Origin of the sequence: Anabaena sp. CA = ATCC 33047 (assembly GCF_963870205.1) — a bacterium.
In the GTDB taxonomy this organism is placed as follows: domain Bacteria; phylum Cyanobacteriota; class Cyanobacteriia; order Cyanobacteriales; family Nostocaceae; genus Trichormus.
On the sequence record NZ_CAWMSA010000085.1, the window covers coordinates 1 to 20,863 of the forward strand.

General features: G+C 42.7%; 13 protein-coding genes. 3 read left to right on the forward strand and 10 right to left on the reverse strand.

The window, feature by feature from the left end; genetic code table 11:
* Nucleotides 1-111 precede the first annotated feature (111 nt).
* From AACS98_RS22335 to psaB, 3 genes are all read right to left on the reverse strand, one after another.
* Nucleotides 112-1,839 carry a succinate dehydrogenase/fumarate reductase flavoprotein subunit gene (locus AACS98_RS22335; RefSeq protein ID WP_066384252.1) on the reverse strand — a complete coding sequence of 576 codons (1,728 nt, stop codon included), beginning with the start codon at nt 1,837-1,839 and terminating at the stop codon, nt 112-114.
* Nucleotides 1,840-2,000: 161 nt separating this feature from the next.
* On the reverse strand, nt 2,001-2,318 hold the full coding sequence (locus AACS98_RS22340; protein WP_066384254.1) for a hypothetical protein: 318 nt from the start codon (nt 2,316-2,318) through the stop codon (nt 2,001-2,003).
* A gap of 324 nt (nt 2,319-2,642) precedes the next feature.
* The gene (psaB, locus tag AACS98_RS22345; protein WP_066384257.1) at nt 2,643-4,871 is read right to left on the reverse strand and encodes a photosystem I core protein PsaB; all 2,229 of its coding nucleotides are present in this window, start codon (nt 4,869-4,871) and stop codon (nt 2,643-2,645) included.
* 981 nt (nt 4,872-5,852) lie between these two features.
* Between psaB and ndhI the strand changes: the two genes are divergently transcribed.
* Together ndhI and AACS98_RS22355 are read left to right on the forward strand one after the other, a co-directional pair.
* Nucleotides 5,853-6,449 carry an NAD(P)H-quinone oxidoreductase subunit I gene (ndhI, locus tag AACS98_RS22350; RefSeq protein WP_066384443.1) on the forward strand — a complete coding sequence of 199 codons (597 nt, stop codon included), beginning with the start codon at nt 5,853-5,855 and terminating at the stop codon, nt 6,447-6,449.
* Between the two features lie 158 nt (nt 6,450-6,607).
* Entirely contained in the window at nt 6,608-7,171 is a 564-nt protein-coding gene (locus AACS98_RS22355) for a DUF4142 domain-containing protein (RefSeq protein WP_232317211.1), read from the forward strand.
* Between the two features lie 118 nt (nt 7,172-7,289).
* Here the strand turns inward: AACS98_RS22355 and AACS98_RS22360 are convergent, their stop codons facing one another.
* Nucleotides 7,290-8,948: a purple acid phosphatase family protein gene (locus AACS98_RS22360; RefSeq protein WP_066384447.1), complete on the reverse strand. Its 1,659-nt coding sequence runs from the start codon at nt 8,946-8,948 to the stop codon at nt 7,290-7,292.
* 257 nt (nt 8,949-9,205) lie between these two features.
* On the opposite strand from AACS98_RS22360, the gene metH reads away from it, so the two are divergent.
* Nucleotides 9,206-12,745, forward strand: a complete 3,540-nt coding sequence (gene metH, locus AACS98_RS22365) for a methionine synthase (RefSeq protein ID WP_066384263.1) — start codon at nt 9,206-9,208, stop codon at nt 12,743-12,745.
* A 163-nt stretch (nt 12,746-12,908) separates the two neighbouring features.
* Here metH and AACS98_RS22370 read toward each other — a convergent pair whose 3' ends face one another.
* The 6 genes from AACS98_RS22370 to nusB form a co-directional block, all read right to left on the reverse strand.
* Nucleotides 12,909-14,291, reverse strand: a complete 1,383-nt coding sequence (locus tag AACS98_RS22370; protein WP_066384266.1) for a carotenoid oxygenase family protein — start codon at nt 14,289-14,291, stop codon at nt 12,909-12,911.
* A gap of 94 nt (nt 14,292-14,385) precedes the next feature.
* Nucleotides 14,386-14,985 (reverse strand): Maf family protein, encoded by a 600-nt coding sequence (locus AACS98_RS22375; RefSeq protein ID WP_066384449.1) that lies wholly within the window; start codon nt 14,983-14,985, stop codon nt 14,386-14,388.
* A gap of 70 nt (nt 14,986-15,055) precedes the next feature.
* The gene (gene psbP, locus AACS98_RS22380; RefSeq protein ID WP_066384452.1) at nt 15,056-15,601 is read right to left on the reverse strand and encodes a photosystem II reaction center PsbP; all 546 of its coding nucleotides are present in this window, start codon (nt 15,599-15,601) and stop codon (nt 15,056-15,058) included.
* Between the two features lie 177 nt (nt 15,602-15,778).
* Nucleotides 15,779-17,170 (reverse strand): PP2C family protein-serine/threonine phosphatase, encoded by a 1,392-nt coding sequence (locus tag AACS98_RS22385; protein WP_197480166.1) that lies wholly within the window; start codon nt 17,168-17,170, stop codon nt 15,779-15,781.
* A gap of 1,125 nt (nt 17,171-18,295) precedes the next feature.
* A complete protein-coding gene (gene ftsY, locus AACS98_RS22390) occupies nt 18,296-19,909 on the reverse strand; it encodes a signal recognition particle-docking protein FtsY (protein WP_066384275.1) in 1,614 nt (537 codons plus the stop codon).
* A 307-nt stretch (nt 19,910-20,216) separates the two neighbouring features.
* Complete coding sequence (nusB, locus tag AACS98_RS22395; protein ID WP_066384278.1) at nt 20,217-20,846, reverse strand: transcription antitermination factor NusB; 630 nt, start codon at nt 20,844-20,846, stop codon at nt 20,217-20,219.
* Nucleotides 20,847-20,863: the final 17 nt, after the last annotated feature.

Below are 20,863 nucleotides of genomic sequence, written 5' to 3' on the forward strand. Positions count from 1 at the left end.
GTCGCCGCCCAAAAATTCATCTCGTCGCCTCTTCGGGTAGGCGAGAGGCTTCTTTTTGATTCAGCTAAGGGGGGTTAGGTTTCTCAAGTCCTGGTTGATTTACAATCTGGGTTAATATTTTCTCTCCTGTGGTTCAAACATGGTAATTGCGACTGGGCGATATTGAATATCAATACCTGCGGGTGAATAGTAAGCCATTGTATGCTTGAGGAAGTTAGCATCATCGCGTTGGGGATAATCTTCCCGGAAATGTGCGCCACGACTTTCTTGACGATTCAGGGCTGATGCTAAGATAGTTTGTCCGACTACCATCAAACTTCTGAGTTCTAAAGCTTCAACTAATTCTGTATTCCAACAACTACCTTTATCATCTAAGTATATTTGTGTATATTGCTGCTGTAATGCGGTAATTTTTTCCCAACCCTCAGTCATTAATTCCTCAGTACGGAAAACACCGCAAAACTGAGTCATGGAATCTTGAAAGCTTTGGCGTATTTGGTTAATCCGGTATTGTCCAGGTTGTTCTAGTAAAGCTTGAATTTCTTGCTGGGCTTGTTTGATGTAACTTTTTTCATGGATGCTGGGTAACTTACGTTTCTGCACATAATCAGCGATCGCCGCCCCAGTGCGTTTACCATAAACTACACATTCTAATAGAGAATTACTACCTAAACGATTCGCCCCGTGAACCGAAACACAAGCCGTCTCACCAGCAGCAAAGAAACCCTCAACAAAACCATCGCCACTACTGCGGACTCTACCATCAGTATTGACAGGGATACCGCCCATGCAATAATGAATAGTGGGACGGACTGGCATAGGTTGAGTCACAGCATCCACACCGACTAAACGGTGAGCTTCTTCCCAACAGAAGGGAACACGACTCATAATTTTTTCTTTGCCCATGTGGCGCAAATCCAGATAGACAAACGCACCGCCAGCACTACCATCAGGATTTATACCACGCCCGGCGCGAATTTCGTAGGCGATCGCCCGTGAAGTAATATCACGGGGGGCTAGTTCCATGCGACTGGGTGCGTAATTCGCCATAAAGCGATCGCCTTCTGAATTAATTAAATAAGCCCCTTCACCCCGCACAGCTTCCGAAATCAGCACCCCCACCGGATATAAACCCGTAGGATGGAACTGCACAAACTCCATATCTTCCAGGGGTAAACCAGCCAGTGCAGTCATCGCCAAACCATCACCAGTGGAAGCATAATCATTAGAAGTAGTATTATAAACCCGACCATATCCCCCAGTGGCAAACATCACCGCCTTAGCGCGGACAACCTCAATATGTCCATCTAGCAAGCGGTACATGACCAAACCTTTCGCCTCATTGTCTTCTAAAATCAGGCGCATCACATACCATTCTTGATATATCTGCACACCATAACGGCGCAAATTATTCACTAATTCATGTAGAATAGCGTGACCTGTTTTATCTGCGGCGTAACAAGTACGGTTGTGAGAATGTCCCCCAAAAGCCCGTTGTGCAATCCGCCCATCCGGTAAACGGGAGAATAAAACCCCCAGATGTTCCAAATCAATCACCACATCCGGGGCTTCTTGGGCAAGAATTGCTACTGCATCTTGGTCTGCCAGATAATCAGAACCCTTAACAGTATCAAAGGCGTGAGCCTCCCAACAATCAGTAGAATCCACATTTTTTAATGTAGCAGCGATACCACCTTGAGCCGCAACCGAGTGAGAACGAATCGGATGGGTTTTAGCAACTATCGCCACTTTTAAACTAGGATCTGTGCGGGCAATTTCCACAGCCGCCCGACAACCCGCCAAGCCACCCCCGACAATAATCACATCATGTTCCAACATACTTAATTCCCGACTGCAAAACACTCAGTTCTATTGTAGAGATGACTTGAGAAACATCAGGGATTGGGGACTGGGTATTGGGGAGTGGGTGAAATATTGGCTTCCTCCGCTTCCTCATCCTCCTCATCCTCCTCATCCCCCTCATCCCCACACCCCATTCCTCAGCTAGTTGCTTGTACAGGTTTTTGTTGGGAAACATTACCAGGAATCGGTTGAGTCTTCGTACCTGGTTCTACGGCGGTTAATTCAATGTGATTTAAAAGTGTAGTCACAAACGCGAACAACAAGAAAGGAAGAGATAATAAAACCACCAAACCCACCGTAGCTAAAGCATACACTGGTCTTCTTGCGCCCATCAGTGCTAAAGCTGATGCTAAACTGACGACAATCGTGATTAACCACACTATTATTTGACCGTAGATATCACCAAAAGTCAGGGTGCAGACAAACCGATAGTTTTGATTAGGATTTTTATTCATGACGATTCCCTCAAGTTTATCCTATAGGTTCTACGTTAGAGCCATGTTTGGCTAGCAAACAATTTCTAAATATTTTTGCAAGGTTTGTAATATCACGTTACAATCTCGCTTTTTTGTTACCTATTGTAATTTCTAGATAGTTGTAACTAAATAAATTTCAGGTAATTAATGCTACGAATGTTTTAAAATAAAAATCTATAACCTACAATTTTTTTGCATCATTTTATTCGTGTAAGTTCACTACAATTTTAGGTAAAATAAAAATCCCCCTTTAATGGCAATAAAGGAGGATGATGGCTCAAGGGTCAGAGAAAAATCAAAACTTTATCCAAATTTACCGGCTGTGGAGGCTATGAGAAAGGCTGCATAGGTGAGGACATAGCCCACGGTAAAGTGTGCTAAACCTACTAACCAACCTTGCACAATTGACATCGCTACAGGCTTATCTTTCCAACGCACTAAGTTAGCTAATGGTGTGCGTTCATGCGCCCAAACTAGGGTTTCTATTAATTCTTGCCAATAACCACGCCAGCTAATCAGGAACATGAAACCAGTCGCCCAAACTAGGTGTCCAAATAGGAACATCCACGCCCAAACTGAGAGGTTACTTGTACCGTAGGGGTTATAACCGTTGATTAATTGTGCAGAGTTCGCCCACAGGTAATCTCGCAACCAACCCATCAAATATGTTGAGCTTTCGTTAAACTGGGCTATATTACCTTGCCAAACTCCTAAATGCTTCCAATGCCAGTAGAATGTTACCCAACCCAAGAGGTTTAACATCCAGAAGAAGGCGAGGAAAAATGATTGTTCCCAAGCGGAGGTTTGACAAGTACCACCGCGTCCAGGCCCATCACAGGGGAAGGTGAAACCAAAGTCTTTTTTATCGGGGAATAGCTTACTCGCACGGGCATCTAATGCACCTTTCACACATATTAATGTAGTGGTGTGCAGACCGAGTGCGATCGCATGATGTACTAAGAAATCTCCAGGCCCTATCGTCAAAAACAGGGAATTAGTACCAGAGTTAATTGCATCTAACCACCCAGGCAGCCAAACATTGCCGTGGTTGGGGTAGGCTGTAAAAGCTATGCTGTGAGGATTAGATAACAGAGTATCCATACCATACAGCAATTTGCCGTGAGCAGATTGGATAAATTGAGCAAACACCGGCTCAATCAAAATCTGCTTTTCAGGTGTACCGAAAGCAACTACTACGTCGTTGTGAACGTATAACCCAAGTGTATGGAAACCGAGGAATAACGATACCCAACTTAAGTGAGAGATAATCGCTTCCTTATGTTGGAGGACTCGATCTAATACGTTACCTCGGTTTTGTTCTGGGTCATAGTCCCTTACCCAGAAAATCGCCGCATGGGCAAATGCCCCAATCATCAAGAAACCTGCAATATATTGATGATGGGTGTATAGTGCGGCTTGGGTGGTGTAGTCCTTAGCCATGAAAGCGTAAGGAGGTAACGAGTACATGTGTTGCGCTACTAAGGAAGTTGCGGTTCCTAAAGCGGCGAGGTGAATACTTAATTGGAAGTGCAGAGAGTTGTTATAGGTATCATACAGCCCGTAGTGGGGCAGGTTAAACTGACCTTCGGTGCGGATGCCAAAGAAATTTCTAGCGTTTAGCATTTCTTTGATACTGTGACCGATACCGAAGTTAGTGCGGTATTGATGACCGGCGATAATGAAAATAACTGCGATCGCTAAATGGTGATGTGCCATATCAGTCAACCACAGAGATTCTGTCTGAGGATGGAAGCCACCCAAAAACGTTAAAATCGCCGTTCCCGAACCTTGAGAAGTGCCAAAGATATGTGCTGCTGTATCGGGATTTTGAGCATACACACCCCAATTCCCAGTCCAGAAAGGTGTTAACCCGGCCGGGTGAGGTAACGTTGTCAAGAAATTATCCCAACCAACATGAACCCCGCGAGACTCAGGTATTGCAACGTGGATTAAATGACCAGCCCAAGCCAAAGAACTGACACCAAATAAACCCGCCAAGTGATGGTTAAGACGAGGTTCAGCACTCTTAAACCAAGTTAAACTAGGACGGTATTTCGGCTGTAAATGTAACCAACCAGCAAATAGAAATACTGCTGCTAACAACAACAGGAACACCGAACCAACATACAAATCATTATTGGTTCGCATCCCAATGGTATACCACCAGTGATAAACACCAGAGTAAGCAATGTTAACTGGATAGTTAGCACCACCTTGGGTAAAAGCTTCTACAGCTGGTTTACCAAAATGAGGATCCCAAATCGCATGGGCGATAGGACGAATATGTAAAGGATCTTGAATCCACTGTTCAAAGTTACCTTGCCAAGCTACGTGGAACAACAAGCTAGAAGCCCAGAGGAAAATGATCGCTACATGACCAAAGTGAGTAGCAAAGATTTTCTGATATAAATTTTCCTCAGTTATCCCATCATGGCTTTCAAAATCGTTACCTTGCGCCATCGCATACCAGATGCGCCGCGTAGTTGGATCTTGAGCAAGATCCTGGCTAAATTTAGGATATTTCGCTGCCATGTATTTTAATCACATCCTTTTCACAAACTCAAGCAATTTGCTATTGCTAATGAGCTAGCACCGCTACGCCGAAGTCAAAATTCAAAAAAATGGTTGGCTTATTTCCGCCGTACTGTACTAGCAACCATTGGCGATTGAGTTACCACCTTTTTACTTTTCTTAATAGAAACGATGGCATTGATAAAGTTCAACAGGCTGAGTTCAGGAAATTAGATTTCCAGGCAATTTTTTCTAATTCGTCTCTATAAATAAACAAATTAACTACTACTAATTCCATCACACTAAAGAAAGAGATTACAACTAATTTCATTTGTAGTGTGGTATACGCCTCAAAGCTGAAGAGTTGCATTAAATGCCGTCATTACTTCAGCTAGTAAACTGGTATCCTGAAAATGAGATGATTTTTTATGGATTGATCAGTCCGTAGTAAATAGCAACCACGAAGAAAAATGCTGAGAATAACAGAATAAAAACGCTACGGACAATAAAAGAGAATATATTATTTTTTGTTTGGTGGATTTTCTCAAAAAAACTAGCTTTTAAAGCTGTATTCTCGTCAAAATTATGTTGATTTGAGGAAAGTTCCCCTTCATCTAATATGGATTTATTGTTGTGTTTCATAAATTTATCTTCAGATTCATCTGACTATCTTCTTGTTATATTTCCTAAATTCAAATTTTCACTACATCATTCTTCCGAACTACTTTAGTTGAACTGATGATTTTGCTCAGGGGTGACTCAGAGTAAAGTTAGGATGTAAGTGTGAACACACATTGTTATTCTCTTGTAGAGTACGGCAGTAGATAGAATTTGGGAAAAATTAACAGCTTATTGACATCTGATGTACCCTACTGATGCGCTAGTTGCATACATCCTGAATGTAAAACCTTTCATTTGACAGAGGTGAAAATTGATAGCAGCAATTACCGTGCTGATTAGGGGCATTGTTAGCTGTGATTATTAGCTGAGATGAATTTAATTATGTTTAAATTTTTACAGCAAGTAGGCGATTATATCCAACATTCATTTTTAGCAGGTAGATATATAGGACAAGGGCTATCGGTGACATTTGACCATCTCAACCGTCGTCCCATTACTGTACAATATCCTTATGAAAAACTCATTCCCTCTGAACGTTTCCGAGGGAGAATTCACTTTGAATATGATAAGTGTATATCGTGTGAAGTGTGTGTACGGGTATGTCCGATTAATTTACCTGTAGTGGATTGGGAATTTGATAAAGTCAACAAAAAGAAAAAACTTAATCACTACAGTATTGATTTTGGAGTCTGTATTTTTTGCGGTAACTGTGTGGAATACTGCCCGACAAATTGTATATCCTTTACTGAAGAATACGAAATCAGCACTTATGACCGCCATCATTTAAACTACGATAATGTAGCGATGGGAAGACTACCGTATAAAGTAACTAATGACCCAATGGTTACACCATTGAGAGAATTAGTCTACTTGCCAGAGGGAGTATTTAACCCCCATGAAGTTCCTGATAATGCTCATCGAGCCGGTCGATTGCCATCAGAGATTTTAGCACAAAATTTAGAAAATAATCATCACTAAGAATCTAGGCAGAAATTAAAGCTGAGAGTGAGGAGTTTAGCCGTAAACATCATTAAATATTCAGGTATTTATCCCTTGTTCAAACCTATAAATTGATAAGTGTTAATTCTAGCATTCACAACCACATGAAATTACTAAAAGGCAATTCTACTAAACAGTTGATCAATACAATCGGAATTGTTGGGGTGAGTGCAGCGATCGCACTCTCTCTTTATCCCCAAATCAACAAACCAGCAACGGCTAAAAGCATCACTCAAAATTCTCCGCCTGAGATTACTAACCCCCAAACCCAGCTAAATCCGATTGATCAGATATTTGTCTTAGAAGCAACTCAAGCCGGAATTGCAGAGATTGAAATGGCAAAAATGGCATTACAAAAAACTCAGAATAATACCATTAAAGAATATGCCCAACTAATGATTAAAAATCATACAGAAGCTAATCAAGAATTAAACGGATTAGCTAGCCAAAAAGGTATTACTTCCCCAACCGATACAGCCCCTAAGCATCAAGCCATCATTGCCCAATTATCACAATTATCTGATAGTAATTTTGACCAAGCATACATTAACGAAGCCGGAATCAACGGACAGATGGAAAATCTAATTATTCATACCCGTCAATTACAGTTAGGTGAAGATCCAGACTTAAAAGCCTTCGCCGTCAAAAATATCCGCCTCATAGATGCAAACTTGCAAATGATTTCCGCACTATCAATATAGTAAGGAGTAAAGAGTAGGGAAGAAAGATTTTCATCGTATTTCTTGCGCCTAAAAAAGCGGGTTCCGCCTTAGCTGTGTGCGCGAACCTGGAAAAATCTTCTTCACCAACACGAAAAAATTAACGCAACACATCTACCCCCAAAGTAAATTCATCAAATTTCACCACATCCGCATCAGGTTTGCGGGTATCAAAACGATAGCTACTAACCGTCCCACTCCCAGTATCAAAAATACTAAAAACCGTAATCTCATTACTAGCAATATAAGGCATTATCTGACCATCTTCCCCCACCAAAGGATTAATTGTCGGTGAAACAGGTTCTAAACCATTCGGGTCGCCAACTGCTGTATAATCTTCCTGATAACCAACAGGAACTTCCCGTTTTTTACCATTCCAAGCAGCACCATAAGAATTACCAACGTTAGATGTTTCTAAAAAGTGCATCCCACTTTGACTAATAAAACGATTCCATAAATGGGAATGACCAAAAAAGACAAGTTGCACCTTAGCAGCCTCTAATAAAGGAATCACATCACGAATAATATAATCTGAGTGCTTAGGATACTCATAACGCACATCTGTAATTTTCCCTTCAGCGTCCCTTGCAATTATTTGTACAGGTTCAGTGTAAGCCGGAACGATATTATCACCCAGGGTATGGGGTGGATGATGAAACATCACAACTTTGTATTTAGCTTGTTGAAATTCTGGGCTATTGAGTTCTTTAACTAACCAATTATACTGCTCACTACCTTTAGTAATGGGTTCATAAATTACCTGCCCATAACCCCAATTTTCTGGTTGATTTAAATCTTTTTCTGTTTCTTTATATCTCCCCTTATAAGGTGAGTCTAATTTAGCAGTCCGCCACATATTAGTAACGTACAGAACCACTAAACGCACATCACCAAAACTAACTGCATAATACCTTTTACCACCCTCTTGACTTTCGGGTAGGGTAAAAATTTCTTCGTAGGTAACTGTATTAAAAGAATTATCGATTAAAGATTTACCGCTATAAAGTCTTTGAGCAACAGCACGGGGAATAGTATCATTAAACTCATCATCTAAACTGCCCGTTCTGCCCAACCTACCCATCACTTCATGATTGCCAATGCAAGTAAATAACGGTGCGTGTTGAATAATTTGCCCACCAGTGTAAACTATGTTTTGGTCATGATAATTCATTTCATAGTGGGCGCGACCTTGCAAACCAGGAAATAACGCATTTCCCCGATTATCATCAAACCATTCCGAGGCACGGTCAGGCACATTAACCAAATCACCAGCAAACCAAACAGCATCAACTTTTCCGATAGTTTCTACAACTTTTTGTAGGTTTGCAGGTGCCATTGGTTTAAGTTGATGGTCAGAAGTCAGGAGAATTTTTTGCGGTGTACCTGATAGGGGTGTGGGTGCAAGAGTAAAAACATCACTGCTAATACTTTTACCGTCTTCTCTCTCACTTGTCACCCGATAATTAACCCGCACACCAGGAGTTAACCCAGTCACCTCAGCTTCATGTCGCCAGATATCACGCTGCACAGGTTGTGAATAAACCTCTCCGACTTGGGTTTGGTTTCCTACCCTAGAATTTTGGTCTTCTCGTGTGCGGCTAAGTTTAGTAGTAGTAGCTGTAACCCTGTGCTGTAAATTGTCACCATAGCTAACTGTATGCTGACTACCAGCAAACTCAGTAAACCAAACTACTCTAACTGAATTCCCAGTTGGTAATTGCAAAAATGGGTCAGTCAGCAGTTGCGGTGCTGATATCATAGTGGTTTGCCCAAAAGAATGCACATTAATCAGCGTAAAGCATAGAGCAAACACCAGAGCATATCTTAATAGCTTACCTTTAATAGCGAATATCAAAACCTCCTCCTCTCTGCGCCTTTGCGCCTCTGCGTGAGATAATCTAGCAATTACCATCACTGTGAAGCAACACCACCCCAAAAGCTTGCAATTTGAGAAAATAGTACATTAAGTTGAGTATCACCAAACTCACTTGATATCCTCATTTCCTCTAGGAAAATATGACTCATCCTTTCCTCAAACACCTGCATAGCCCGGAACGCCCGGTTATCGTCTTCGACGGTGCAATGGGAACCAACCTGCAAACCCAAAATCTCACAGCTGAAGACTTTGGCGGAACTCAGTACGAAGGTTGTAACGAATACTTAGTCCACACCAAACCCGAAGCCGTCGCCAAAGTTCACCGCGACTTTCTCGCTGTCGGTGCAGATGTCATCGAAACTGATACTTTCGGCGGTACTTCCATAGTCTTGGCTGAGTATGACTTAGCCGATCAAGCATATTATCTCAACAAAACCGCCGCCCAACTCGCCAAAAGTGTGGCGGCGGAATTTTCCACCCCAGACAAACCCCGGTTTGTCGCCGGTTCTATCGGCCCCACAACCAAACTACCGACTCTGGGACATATCGACTTTGATACCATGAAAACAGCTTTTGCTGAACAAGCAGAAGCCTTGATAGATGGTGGAGTTGATTTATTTATCGTTGAGACTTGCCAAGATGTGCTGCAAATTAAAGCCGCATTGAATGGTATTGAAGAAGTCTTTGCCAAAAAAGGGGAACGTCTACCCCTGATGGTATCCGTGACAATGGAAAGCATGGGGACAATGCTGGTAGGTTCAGAAATCAACGCAGTGCTGACCATTTTAGAACCTTACCCCATAGATATTTTAGGGCTGAACTGTGCCACAGGCCCCGACTTGATGAAACCACACATTAAATATTTATCGGAACATTCACGGTTTGTGGTTTCTTGTATTCCTAATGCGGGTTTACCTGAAAACGTCGGTGGTCAAGCACACTACCGTCTCACGCCTGTAGAATTACGCATGGCGTTAATGCACTTTGTTGAAGATTTAGGTGTCCAAGTAATAGGGGGTTGCTGTGGGACACGTCCAGAACACATTCAACAACTAGCAGAAATCACCAAAGAACTCAGGCCAAAAATTAGACAGCCGAGTTTAGAACCAGCCGCCGCATCAATTTATTCTACTCAACCCTACGACCAAGATAATTCTTTCTTGATTGTCGGTGAACGTCTCAACGCCAGTGGTTCTAAAAAGTGCCGTGATTTGCTGAATGCAGAAGACTGGGATGGACTGGTGTCAATGGCGCGATCGCAAGTAAAAGAAGGCGCACATATCCTAGATGTTAACGTTGATTATGTCGGACGCGACGGCGTGCGGGATATGCACGAGTTAGTTTCGCGCTTGGTGAATAATGTCACCCTACCCTTAATGCTTGACTCCACCGAATGGGAAAAAATGGAGGCGGGTTTAAAGGTAGCTGGTGGTAAGTGTTTGCTGAACTCCACCAACTACGAAGATGGCGAACCGCGCTTTTTGAAAGTGCTGGAGTTAGCCAAGAAATACGGCGCAGGTGTCGTCATTGGCACAATTGACGAGGAAGGAATGGCGCGCACAGCCGAGAAAAAGTTTCAAATTGCCCAGCGTGCTTACCGTCAAGCTGTAGAATATGGTATACCTGCCCATGAGATATTTTTTGATACTCTAGCTTTACCAATTTCTACGGGGATTGAAGAAGACCGGGAAAATGGCAAGGCAACTATAGAAGCGATTCGCCGCATTCGTCAAGAATTGCCGGGTTGTCACATTATGTTGGGTGTGTCCAATATATCCTTCGGTTTAAACCCAGCCGCTAGGATTGTACTCAACTCGATGTTCTTGCATGAGGCAATGTCAGCTGGTATGGATGGTGCGATCGTCAGTGCTAGCAAGATTTTACCACTGTCGAAGATAGAACCACACCATCAAGAAGTTTGCCATCAATTAATTTATGATGAACGCAAATTTGAGGGTGATGTCTGCGTTTATGACCCCTTAACAGAATTAACCAAATTATTTGAGGGTGTCAAAACCAAACGCAACACAGGTATTGATGAAAACTTACCCATCGAGGAACGTCTCAAACGCCATATCATTGACGGTGAACGTATCGGTTTAGAAGCACAACTCACAAAAGCTTTAGAACAATATCCCCCACTGGAAATTATTAACACCTTCCTGTTAGACGGGATGAAAGTAGTGGGTGAGTTATTCGGTTCAGGACAAATGCAGTTACCGTTTGTGTTGCAGTCAGCCGAAACCATGAAAGCTGCTGTAGCTTATCTTGAACCGTTCATGGAAAAATCTGAGGCTGGAAATAACGCCAAGGGGAAAGTAATTATCGCCACGGTGAAGGGCGATGTTCACGACATTGGTAAAAACCTAGTAGATATCATCTTATCTAACAACGGTTACAAGGTGATTAACTTAGGTATTAAACAGCCCGTGGAAAACATCATCGAAGCCTACAACCAGCATCAAGCTGATTGTATCGCCATGAGTGGGTTATTGGTGAAATCCACGGCGTTCATGAAAGAAAATTTAGAGGTGTTCAACGAAAAAGGTATTACCGTACCTGTAATTTTAGGTGGTGCGGCGTTAACACCAAAATTTGTCAATCAAGACTGCCAAAATACTTACAAAGGTAAGGTAGTTTACGGTAAAGATGCTTTTTCTGACTTGCATTTCATGGATAAATTAATGCCAGCAAAAGCATCTGGTAAATGGGATGATTTACAAGGCTTCCTAGATGAAGTCGGTACTCAAGCATCAGAAACTAGCCACCAAAAATCCCCAGTTCCTACTTCTTCCCAGTCAAGAGTCCCCAGTCAAGAGTCCCCAGTCCCCATAGACACCCGACGTTCCGAAGCCGTAGCGGTAGATATTGAACGTCCGACACCGCCATTCTGGGGAACGCAACTTTTACAGCCTAACGACATTCCTATTGAGGAAGTATTTTGGCATTTAGACTTACAGGCGTTGATTGTTGGACAGTGGCAATTCCGCAAGCCCAAGGAACAATCTAAGGAAGAATATCAAGCTTTCTTAGATGAAAAAGTGTATCCCATTTTGGAAACTTGGAAGCAGCGCATTATCACTGAAAATCTGTTGCATCCCCAGGTAATTTACGGGTATTTCCCTTGTCAGTCGGAAGGTAATACTTTGTATATCTATGAAAGCAATAGCCAAAACGCGCCAGAAATAGCTAAGTTTGATTTTCCCCGGCAAAAGTCGTTAAGAAGATTGTGTATAGCTGATTTCTTTGCACCCAAAGATTCGGGGGTAATTGATGTGTTCCCGATGCAAGCGGTGACTGTAGGGGAAATTGCTACGGAGTACGCCCAGAAGTTATTTGCTGATAATCAATACACAGATTATCTGTATTTTCACGGTATGGCTGTGCAGGTAGCGGAAGCCCTAGCTGAGTGGACACACGCCAGAATTCGCCGGGAATTAGGCTTTAGTGCTGATGAACCCGATAATATTCGGGATGTGTTAGCACAGCGTTATCGTGGTTCTCGGTATAGTTTTGGCTATCCGGCTTGTCCGAATATTCAAGACCAGTATAAGCAACTGGAGTTGTTGCAGACTGACAGAATTAATTTATATATGGATGACAGTGAGCAACTTTATCCTGAACAGTCTACAACGGCGATTATCACTTATCACCCAGTAGCTAAATACTTCAGTGCTTGATTTAGCTAATTGTCAAGTCAGAACCAGTTCGTAGTAAGGACTTTAGTCCTTAGAAAATCAGGACTAAAGTCCTTACTACAAACAAATATCCTGCATCATTCTCAATCAGCATCAGGTGGACATTGCCCACCCTACGGTGATTGAGAATGGTGGAAGCTATCAGCTAAAAATTCAGTTGTGCTTCTGTTACCCAAGCCCCATGAAAACCATAAGGTACTCGGTGGGGAATTAATACTCTTGCTATGGGTTCACTGATGACATCTTGGGCATTGATGACTACTAATTCGGAACTATCTTCAGCAGTATCATGAACATAAGTCACTAACCACCCATCATCTTCATTAGTTGCGCTAGGACGGGGTACAAATACAGTTTCACCCCCATAGCGTCCCTCTCCAAATTGGTGGGTTTGGGATTTACCACTGTTGAAGTCGTATTTAATTACACCTTCAAATAAAGGTAAAGAACTTTGCGCCATTTTACCAGCGTAACCGTATCTGGTGAATCGTCCTAGGAGGTTTTCATTGACGCGGGGGAATTCTGCGGCTGCATCGTCTAGCATTTCTTCTGTGACTTTCCCGGTGGTGAGGTTAAACCGCCAGCGATGTAAACGTGGGATGTCTGCTTCAGTATCAATTTTGGCATCGTCAGCACCTAAGACGGTGGTGGAATTCATGCGACAAGCAATCAGCACTACTTCGTCTTGGTCTTCGTAGGCGTTGTAGGTGTGGAAGATGTAACAAGAGGGAGTTTCAAACCAGCGAACGTTATTGTTATCACCATGACGAGGTATAATACCGAAACGACTAGGGCGATCGCTCTCAAACATCAGCATGGGTTCTCCCCGTTGCATCCTTTCTGGGCTGAATGTCAAGGGTAAATCCATGAAAATTGTATAATTTTCGGTGATCGCAAAGTCGTGCATCATCACACCCATCGGTAAATCAATCGGTACTGTCCGCAGTAATTCACCCTTTGCTGACACGACGCTGTACTGTAAAAACGGTGGTGCAAATGAGTAGCCAAAAAACATCATTTCACCTGTCACCGGGTCTACTTTCGGATGGGCTGTAAAAGCAGAAGTTAGTTTATGATTGTAGGTGAACTCGCCAATAGTTTTTAGTTCTGGTACTTTGATCGCGTGAGGTGCGCCACCTTCCCAAAGTGCTAATAGTTGTCCGGCGTGCCAGATTAAGGCAGTATTAGCCGTATTTCCACTGGGTAAATCTGGCTGGGGTGGTTCTAGAAGCCCACTCCAGAGTGCTTTACCTGCTTCATGCTCCATTTGCCACTTTTGAGTGCGGATGTAGCGATTACGATAGGTGGCTTTACCATTACTAATTCTGACACCGTGTAACATTCCATCGCCATCAAACCAGTGATAGTGACCAATCGGTGCATACTGGGGATTAGGGCCATTACGGACAAACATCCCTGATAAGTCTGGCGGTAGTTCCCCAATTACTTTTAAGGTATCGGTGCTAATTTCTTCACGCACAGGGGCAAAGTTGCCATCCAAATAGGGATTGACTGCTGTTGTCGTCATGGTGTTGCATCGCAAAATAAGTACATATATCTATGTTAGCGATCGCCTGTTTTGTCCTGTATAATCTTCTCTAAACAAAACCATAGACATCCATTTAGCTTTTTTGCCAAAAGTCGGTGACACTGTATCCTAGTTCCTCCAACATTTGCCGTAGCAGAGGTAAACTCAGTCCGATGACGTTACTGTGACACCCGGCGATTTTTTCGATAAATAAACTACCAAAACCTTCCAGGGCGAAAGCACCCGCACATTTTAGGGGTTCGCCTGTAGCTACATAGGCTTGAATCGTGCGATCGCTAATTTCCGCAAAGTAAACTCTTGTTACCTGACACTTGACTAATGTTTGACTTTGTGTATTATCAATCAAAACATGACCTGTGTACAAGTCGCCAACGTTACCGCGCATCATTTGCCAACGAGCGATCGCTTCCTCGGCATCGGCTGGTTTACCATGAATCTTACCATCAATAGCCAAGACCGAATCACAACCCATAATCAAAGCTGATGGAAACTGGGGAACTACAGTTTCCGCTTTGTGTTGGGCAAGAATTTGTACTAACTGTGCCGGTTCAGTTACTTGAATTTGTGACTCATCAAAATCACTAGGACTAACTATAGGTTCAATACCAACAGTTTGCAGCAAACGCCGTCTAGCTGGAGAAGCAGACGCGAGTACGAATTGGGGAATGTTCATAATGACAAGACAAGTGTAATTGAGATATTGGGCATCAGTCAGCTTTCTCATGCCCAATACCTATTGCCTATTAATACACTGAAAAAGAATTTACAACATCTTCCATAGTCCGTTGAACTTTTTGCCAACGTTTCTCAGGAATGGAGGCGTTAAAGGTAAAAAGTTTACCCCGACTCACAGCTACACTAGCGATGTTGTGGCGTTGCTGCTGATTGGGAAGTTTAACTAAATACTCTAGAAGATAGTAAGTTTTCCCATTTGATTCTTTTTCCCCAGCATTCACTAATTCAGCTGTACGACCAGAATCAGGAGGTGCTAACGCTGCTTTCCCTAATTTATAACCTACTTCCGTTGGTGTTCCCAATTCCTGTAAGGATTGGTTTTCTGGAACAGGACTAATCACTACAGAAACATTTTCTGATACTTCAATCAAATCATGAAACACGACATCAGGGCCGTTAGAGACTTTTACCTGCAACCAACCATTAGGGTATAAAAACTCATAGCCATCAGTGGTGTCTACAAAGCTTTTAAATCCCGCAGCCGTAGCTACATCAGGATTACTCAGGCTGAAACTTAACACCAATAGCAAAATAAATACAATTTTTTTCCACATTTTTACAGATTCCTTGAGGCTGGAAGCAACACAAAACAAGCATAATTGCATTTTTTCATTTTCCCATCAACTGTGTCGCTTCGCATGATGAAAGCAGATCATGCTTGTGGGAAGGTGTAGGGGAGATGAGGAAGCAGGGAAGGCAGGGGAAGCCGAATTTATTCAATAGTCGCTTGACTATTGAATTTGCAGCACAACTAGCGTCATATCATCAGTATTGTTTCTCTCATATCCGATAAATTGCTGCACCTGTTCAAATAAGTAATCAACAATTTCCTGCGGGTTTTGACAATACCTGCAAGCCTCTTGGAAGGCAATCACCAAGTTTTCCTCGTCGAAGCGATCGCCACTAGCTGCCGCCGCATCAGTCAAACCATCTGTATAATATATAACTGTATCTCCAGGTTCTAACTGTGCCTGAGCATCTTCATATTCACTATTAGCATCTAAGCCAATTAACATCCCCAAGGTATCTAGACGGGTAATAGTTTTAGTCGCTGCGTGCCACCACAAGGGAGGGTTATGTGCGGCATTACTATAAGATAAAACCCGATTTTGCGGGTTATATTCTGAATAAAACAGTGTGATGAAGCGGTGCGAATTTTCCAAATCCGCATACATAACTCGATTCAAGTTTTGCAAAACTCCCCCAGGAGAATTACCATGCAAAACTTCACCTCGCAGCATCCCCCGCATCATTGTCATAATCAACCCAGCCGGCACACCTTTACCCATGACATCGCCAATTACCAACCCCCAACGTCCAGCATCCTGACTACCTCTATTGTTATGTAGATAAATTTGATTTTGATTAGTGGGAATAAAATCGTAGTAGTCTCCACCCACACGATTGGCAGGTCTACAGCGTGCTGCTACCATAGCACCAGGAATAGAAGGACATTGGCGTGGTAAAAGTCGTCTTTGAATCTCCGCACCAATTTCTAATTCTTGATCTAAACGTTCTTTTTTCCTCAGTTCTACTGCTAATTCATCATTTTCAATTGCTACCGCCGTTTGATCTGCCACTAGCCGCACTAATTTTTGTCTGGTTTCTGTCCAGCTATATTCGGGATCGCGACTCAGTACATATAGCCATCCCCGTTCTGTGTGCTTGACTAAAATTGCTGTACCGAAAATTTGCACATCTGGCCCCAATTGGTGGTGCATCTGTGCGTCTAGAATTCCTGTAGCCGTTGCTAGAGGTGCTGTATTGGCTACAAGTGTGACTTGACTGCTGGCTATTTCTAAAGCTTTGCGGATGTTTTTACGTTGGCGGCTATCTTGCCAGTGTAATTGCTCTAATCTGATTTGACCATTGGGTTTGTAAAGAAATAAAGCACTACCATCAGCATCTGTCACTCTTGTCGCCATCAGGGGAATTAGTTCCAAGAACTGATTTAAATTATTAAAGCTTCTCAGAGCAAAACCTAGAGAACTGAGCAAATCTTGGATTTTATTCTGTTCCCGGTGCAGTCGTGACACAAGTTCTTTGAGTGCTACGACTGGTGTGACATCTGTCGTTGTAGCACTATTATTGCTTTCTGTTGGGTGAGAAGGTACTTGAGACACAGTTACAGTTAGTATCGCACTGGAAAAAACAAATTTTAGATTACTTATACAATTTTTATTTCGAGATTGCTAAACCATATTGAGTCAATACTTGTTGCTTTAGCAAGAGTAGAAAGACGTAGGACATAAATCCATACAAGTATTACATTTATTGATCAAATTTCTACCTCAAGTTATTAATTTAAATCAATGAATTTTTAGGCAAAAATGAATATAGATAAATCAGCAGTTTTGTTCCCTAAACTGCAAGACGTTGCTCCTGGCATAGCTTAACCAGTAAATCATACCTCTTCAGGCATAAAAATATACTGTTCAGTTAAGTTTTGTTATGCGATTCATTAAGTTTTGAGTATGTCTAGGTAACAATGACCAAAACACAACAAAGTTATCTATGCCTAGACACCAGCTAAAAATTTACTACCTCACAGATTGTGTTCATGGTATCCCAAAAGAACTATACAGTTGATAACACATAAATATAAAAAAGCTGCTCCTGAAATATTAATTACAGTTGGCTGCCGAGTTTACAATTTTCACCTCATATTGCCCACCTCTAATTTTCTGCCAGAGAATATTTATGATTGGATTTGAAAAGTAGATACTGAATGTAACATAGATTAATGTTGCTTCAGCTGACTTTTCCCTACTCAGATGGGTGTGGATACCAGGAAATATGCTGGTTAAATATTCGCTTTCTAGCAGCTACATCTGCTCATCCGGTTGGTTATGCAAAAAAAAAGCAGTATTAGAGTGAGATTTTAGCAAATAACATCCAAATTTTGTAAAAATTTTTCATCCAATTCCTTGTTATACCCCATCGGTCTACACGGTGGCGATTTAGGGGGTAAGAAAAAGTTAATCTGTTCAGTCCAAAACCCTGATGTAGAGCCACGATTTTACTCTACGAGCAGCCGCATTACGCGCATTTTTGTATTTAATAATACCAATAAATTTCACAAAGTAATTAAACAGAACAGGACTATGTTATTGGCGCAGCGTGAACGGGCGAACGATTGCCGCAACAAGCTGAAATTTTGGCTTTTGCGTAGCGCACTCAGGTTCAGACTCAGGTAGTTTAGGGTTTGAAATTTCTGCTGATCTGAACCAGATTGGCGCATAGTGGTGTTAGCCACTTAATAGAGCTTCGACGAACTCGTAGCTAGAAAAAGGACGCAAGTCTTCAATACCTTCGCCAGCACCAATAAACCGGATGGGCAAGCCTAGCTGGTGAACAACTGCCAGGGCAACGCCACCTTTAGCAGTACCATCTAGTTTGGTTAAGACTACGCCACTGAGTTGGGCAGCTTGGGAAAAGACTTCAGCTTGTCGTAATCCATTTTGACCGAGAGTAGCATCTAAAACCAAAAGCGATTCTACTTTGGCGTTGGGGGCTTTTTTGTCAATAATCCGCCGAATTTTACTGAGTTCATCCATTAAGTTTTTCTTATTTTGCAGTCGTCCGGCGGTGTCAACCAGCAGTAACTCTGTTTCTCGTGCTTGAGCAGCTGCGATCGCATCAAATACCACGGCGGCGGGATCTGTATTCTTCCCAGGATTGGCAATCACTTCTACACCACTTCTACTACCCCACACCTTCACCTGTTCTACAGCCGCAGCCCGGAAGGTGTCTGCTGCCCCAATCAAGCATCTATAACCGGATTTTTGGGCTAGGTGGGAGAGTTTACCAATGGTGGTAGTTTTACCCGCACCGTTAACTCCGGTGATTAACCAAATATTCAGCTGATCTTTGTCTGGGGCAAAGCTAGGTTGATAAGATGTTTTTAGGGGTGCTTCTAGCATATCCCGCAAGATTTCCTTCAGGAAGGCGATCGCTGCTTCAGGTGGGGTAACTTCTGCCCGCATTTTTTCCTGAAGCGCATTAATAATATAATCTGTTGCCTCTACACCCACATCAGCCTGCAACAGTACAGCCTCAATTTCTGTTACCGCCGCTTGGTTAAGCGGCCCTTGTCCCACAATCGCCTTCAGTTGATTCAGAATATTGCGGCGGGTTTTATCCAATCCTTGGCGGAGTTTTTGCAACCAGGTAATTTCTTCCAGAGAAATATCATCAGCCCGTCTACCTTGGGCTGCTAATACCTCTGCTGACCAGACAAATCCTTCATCAAAAGCCAGTCCAGGGGTTGCTTCTACTGTCTCTGTAGCTGCTGGCTGCACTACTTCTGGTTCTGGTACTTCAATCGCACTAGCTATTAATCTCTCTTGTTTGGCTTGCCTTTCGGCTGCTGCCCGTTCTAAAAAGGATAATGTAGCCGGTGGTGTGGCTGCTGATGCTGTCTCCTCTGAAGCGGTGTCTGGCTCTGGAACACTGGCAACAACAGTTGTATCTTCTATTTCTGCTGTAGTCACACTTTCGGCTTCTACCTCTTGAGTAGCTGCCACAGCAGGAGTTTCTTCTACTTCTGGGGGTGGGGTAGTTTCTGTAACTTCAGTTGTAGGCGTTGTCGTTTCCACCTCAGCCGTTACATCTGGGATTGGCTCCTCTGCTGAGTCTGGTGTAGTTTCGACAATTTCAACTTTTTGTTTTTCCTGAATATTTTTATAAGCGGCTTTAGCAAAGGCCAATAAGTCAGTCGTTGAGTCTGCTGGTGTTGTCGGCGGCGTTGCGGCTGACTCTACTTGGGGTTCTTCTTTGACTGGCGGTGTTTCTCCCTGTGGTGTTGGCGCGGGGGTAGTTGAGGAATCGTTATGTTGACGACGGAACCAATTAAAAACCATTGCAGCTAGCGGTGTTAGTGTTAGTAAGTTATGAGCTATGAGTGTCTAAGTTACGAGTTTAATTTAAACCTTCACTCTTACCTGGGGTGAAAACTGTTGATTAATCTCCGGGTTATCCACACCTTTAACTCAAAACTTACCACTCATTAGCAATTCAAAATAGCCTACGGTCAGACTTACGTCTACAAAACTCTGGATTGGGCATTGGGCATGAAGCATCAAACAACTCAAAAGTCAAGAATTATAGGCAAACATTCTTGAATTTTGAATTTTTAATTTTGAATTGATTTGTCCCCAGTCCCTGTGACTAAGCAGTTTGTTTCTGCTCTGTAACTCGACGTAGCACACCATTAATAAACCGATGTCCTTCATCTCCACTGTAGCGTTTTGCTAGCTCTACGGCTTCGTTAATAGCCACTCGATCAGGCAGTCCTAAAAATAGCATTTCTGCTACGGAGATTCTCAGAATATCTCGGTCGATTTGAGCCAGACGAGTCACTTGCCAATCTACCAAAGCTGTGGCAATCTGTTCATCAATGATATTGCGATGCTCGGTGATTGTTTTCACCAATTTGATGGCATATCTACCCACTTCCCGATCCTGACTAGCTAGCTGAATTAATTCGGGAAATTCAATTGCTGCTCCCAACTGATTAATAGCTGTTTGGGTATGTTCCATTGCTTCTTTGAGCATGGTTCTGGCTATATTCAGGTCGGCGGCGCGGGTTTCGCTGGTTAACAGGCGGTCATGACTACGTTGCAGTTCACCGGTGGCGTTATCTAAGGTATCTTGAACTTCTGCCCTCAGAGTACGTACTGTTGCTAGTACCAATTTAGGCAGATGTTCCTCAGTTAACTTTTTCGGGTTTACTGGTAACTGGCTCAGGCTTAAAAGTGCCAATTCGCGGGCGATTTGTTGGGGTTTACGTTCTTGCATAAAAGTTAAGTTTTTCC

Coding starts and splice junctions, on each gene's coding strand:
- AACS98_RS22335 (WP_066384252.1), bottom strand. CDS start 1,839: ATGTTGGAACATGATGTGATTATTGTCGGGGGTGGCTTGGCGGGTTGT.
- AACS98_RS22340 (WP_066384254.1), bottom strand. CDS start 2,318: ATGAATAAAAATCCTAATCAAAACTATCGGTTTGTCTGCACCCTGACT.
- psaB (WP_066384257.1), bottom strand. CDS start 4,871: ATGGCAGCGAAATATCCTAAATTTAGCCAGGATCTTGCTCAAGATCCA.
- ndhI (WP_066384443.1), top strand. CDS start 5,853: ATGTTTAAATTTTTACAGCAAGTAGGCGATTATATCCAACATTCATTT.
- AACS98_RS22360 (WP_066384447.1), bottom strand. CDS start 8,948: ATGATATCAGCACCGCAACTGCTGACTGACCCATTTTTGCAATTACCA.
- metH (WP_066384263.1), top strand. CDS start 9,206: ATGACTCATCCTTTCCTCAAACACCTGCATAGCCCGGAACGCCCGGTT.
- AACS98_RS22370 (WP_066384266.1), bottom strand. CDS start 14,291: ATGACGACAACAGCAGTCAATCCCTATTTGGATGGCAACTTTGCCCCT.
- AACS98_RS22375 (WP_066384449.1), bottom strand. CDS start 14,985: ATGAACATTCCCCAATTCGTACTCGCGTCTGCTTCTCCAGCTAGACGG.
- psbP (WP_066384452.1), bottom strand. CDS start 15,601: ATGTGGAAAAAAATTGTATTTATTTTGCTATTGGTGTTAAGTTTCAGC.
- ftsY (WP_066384275.1), bottom strand. CDS start 19,909: ATGGTTTTTAATTGGTTCCGTCGTCAACATAACGATTCCTCAACTACC.
- nusB (WP_066384278.1), bottom strand. CDS start 20,846: ATGCAAGAACGTAAACCCCAACAAATCGCCCGCGAATTGGCACTTTTA.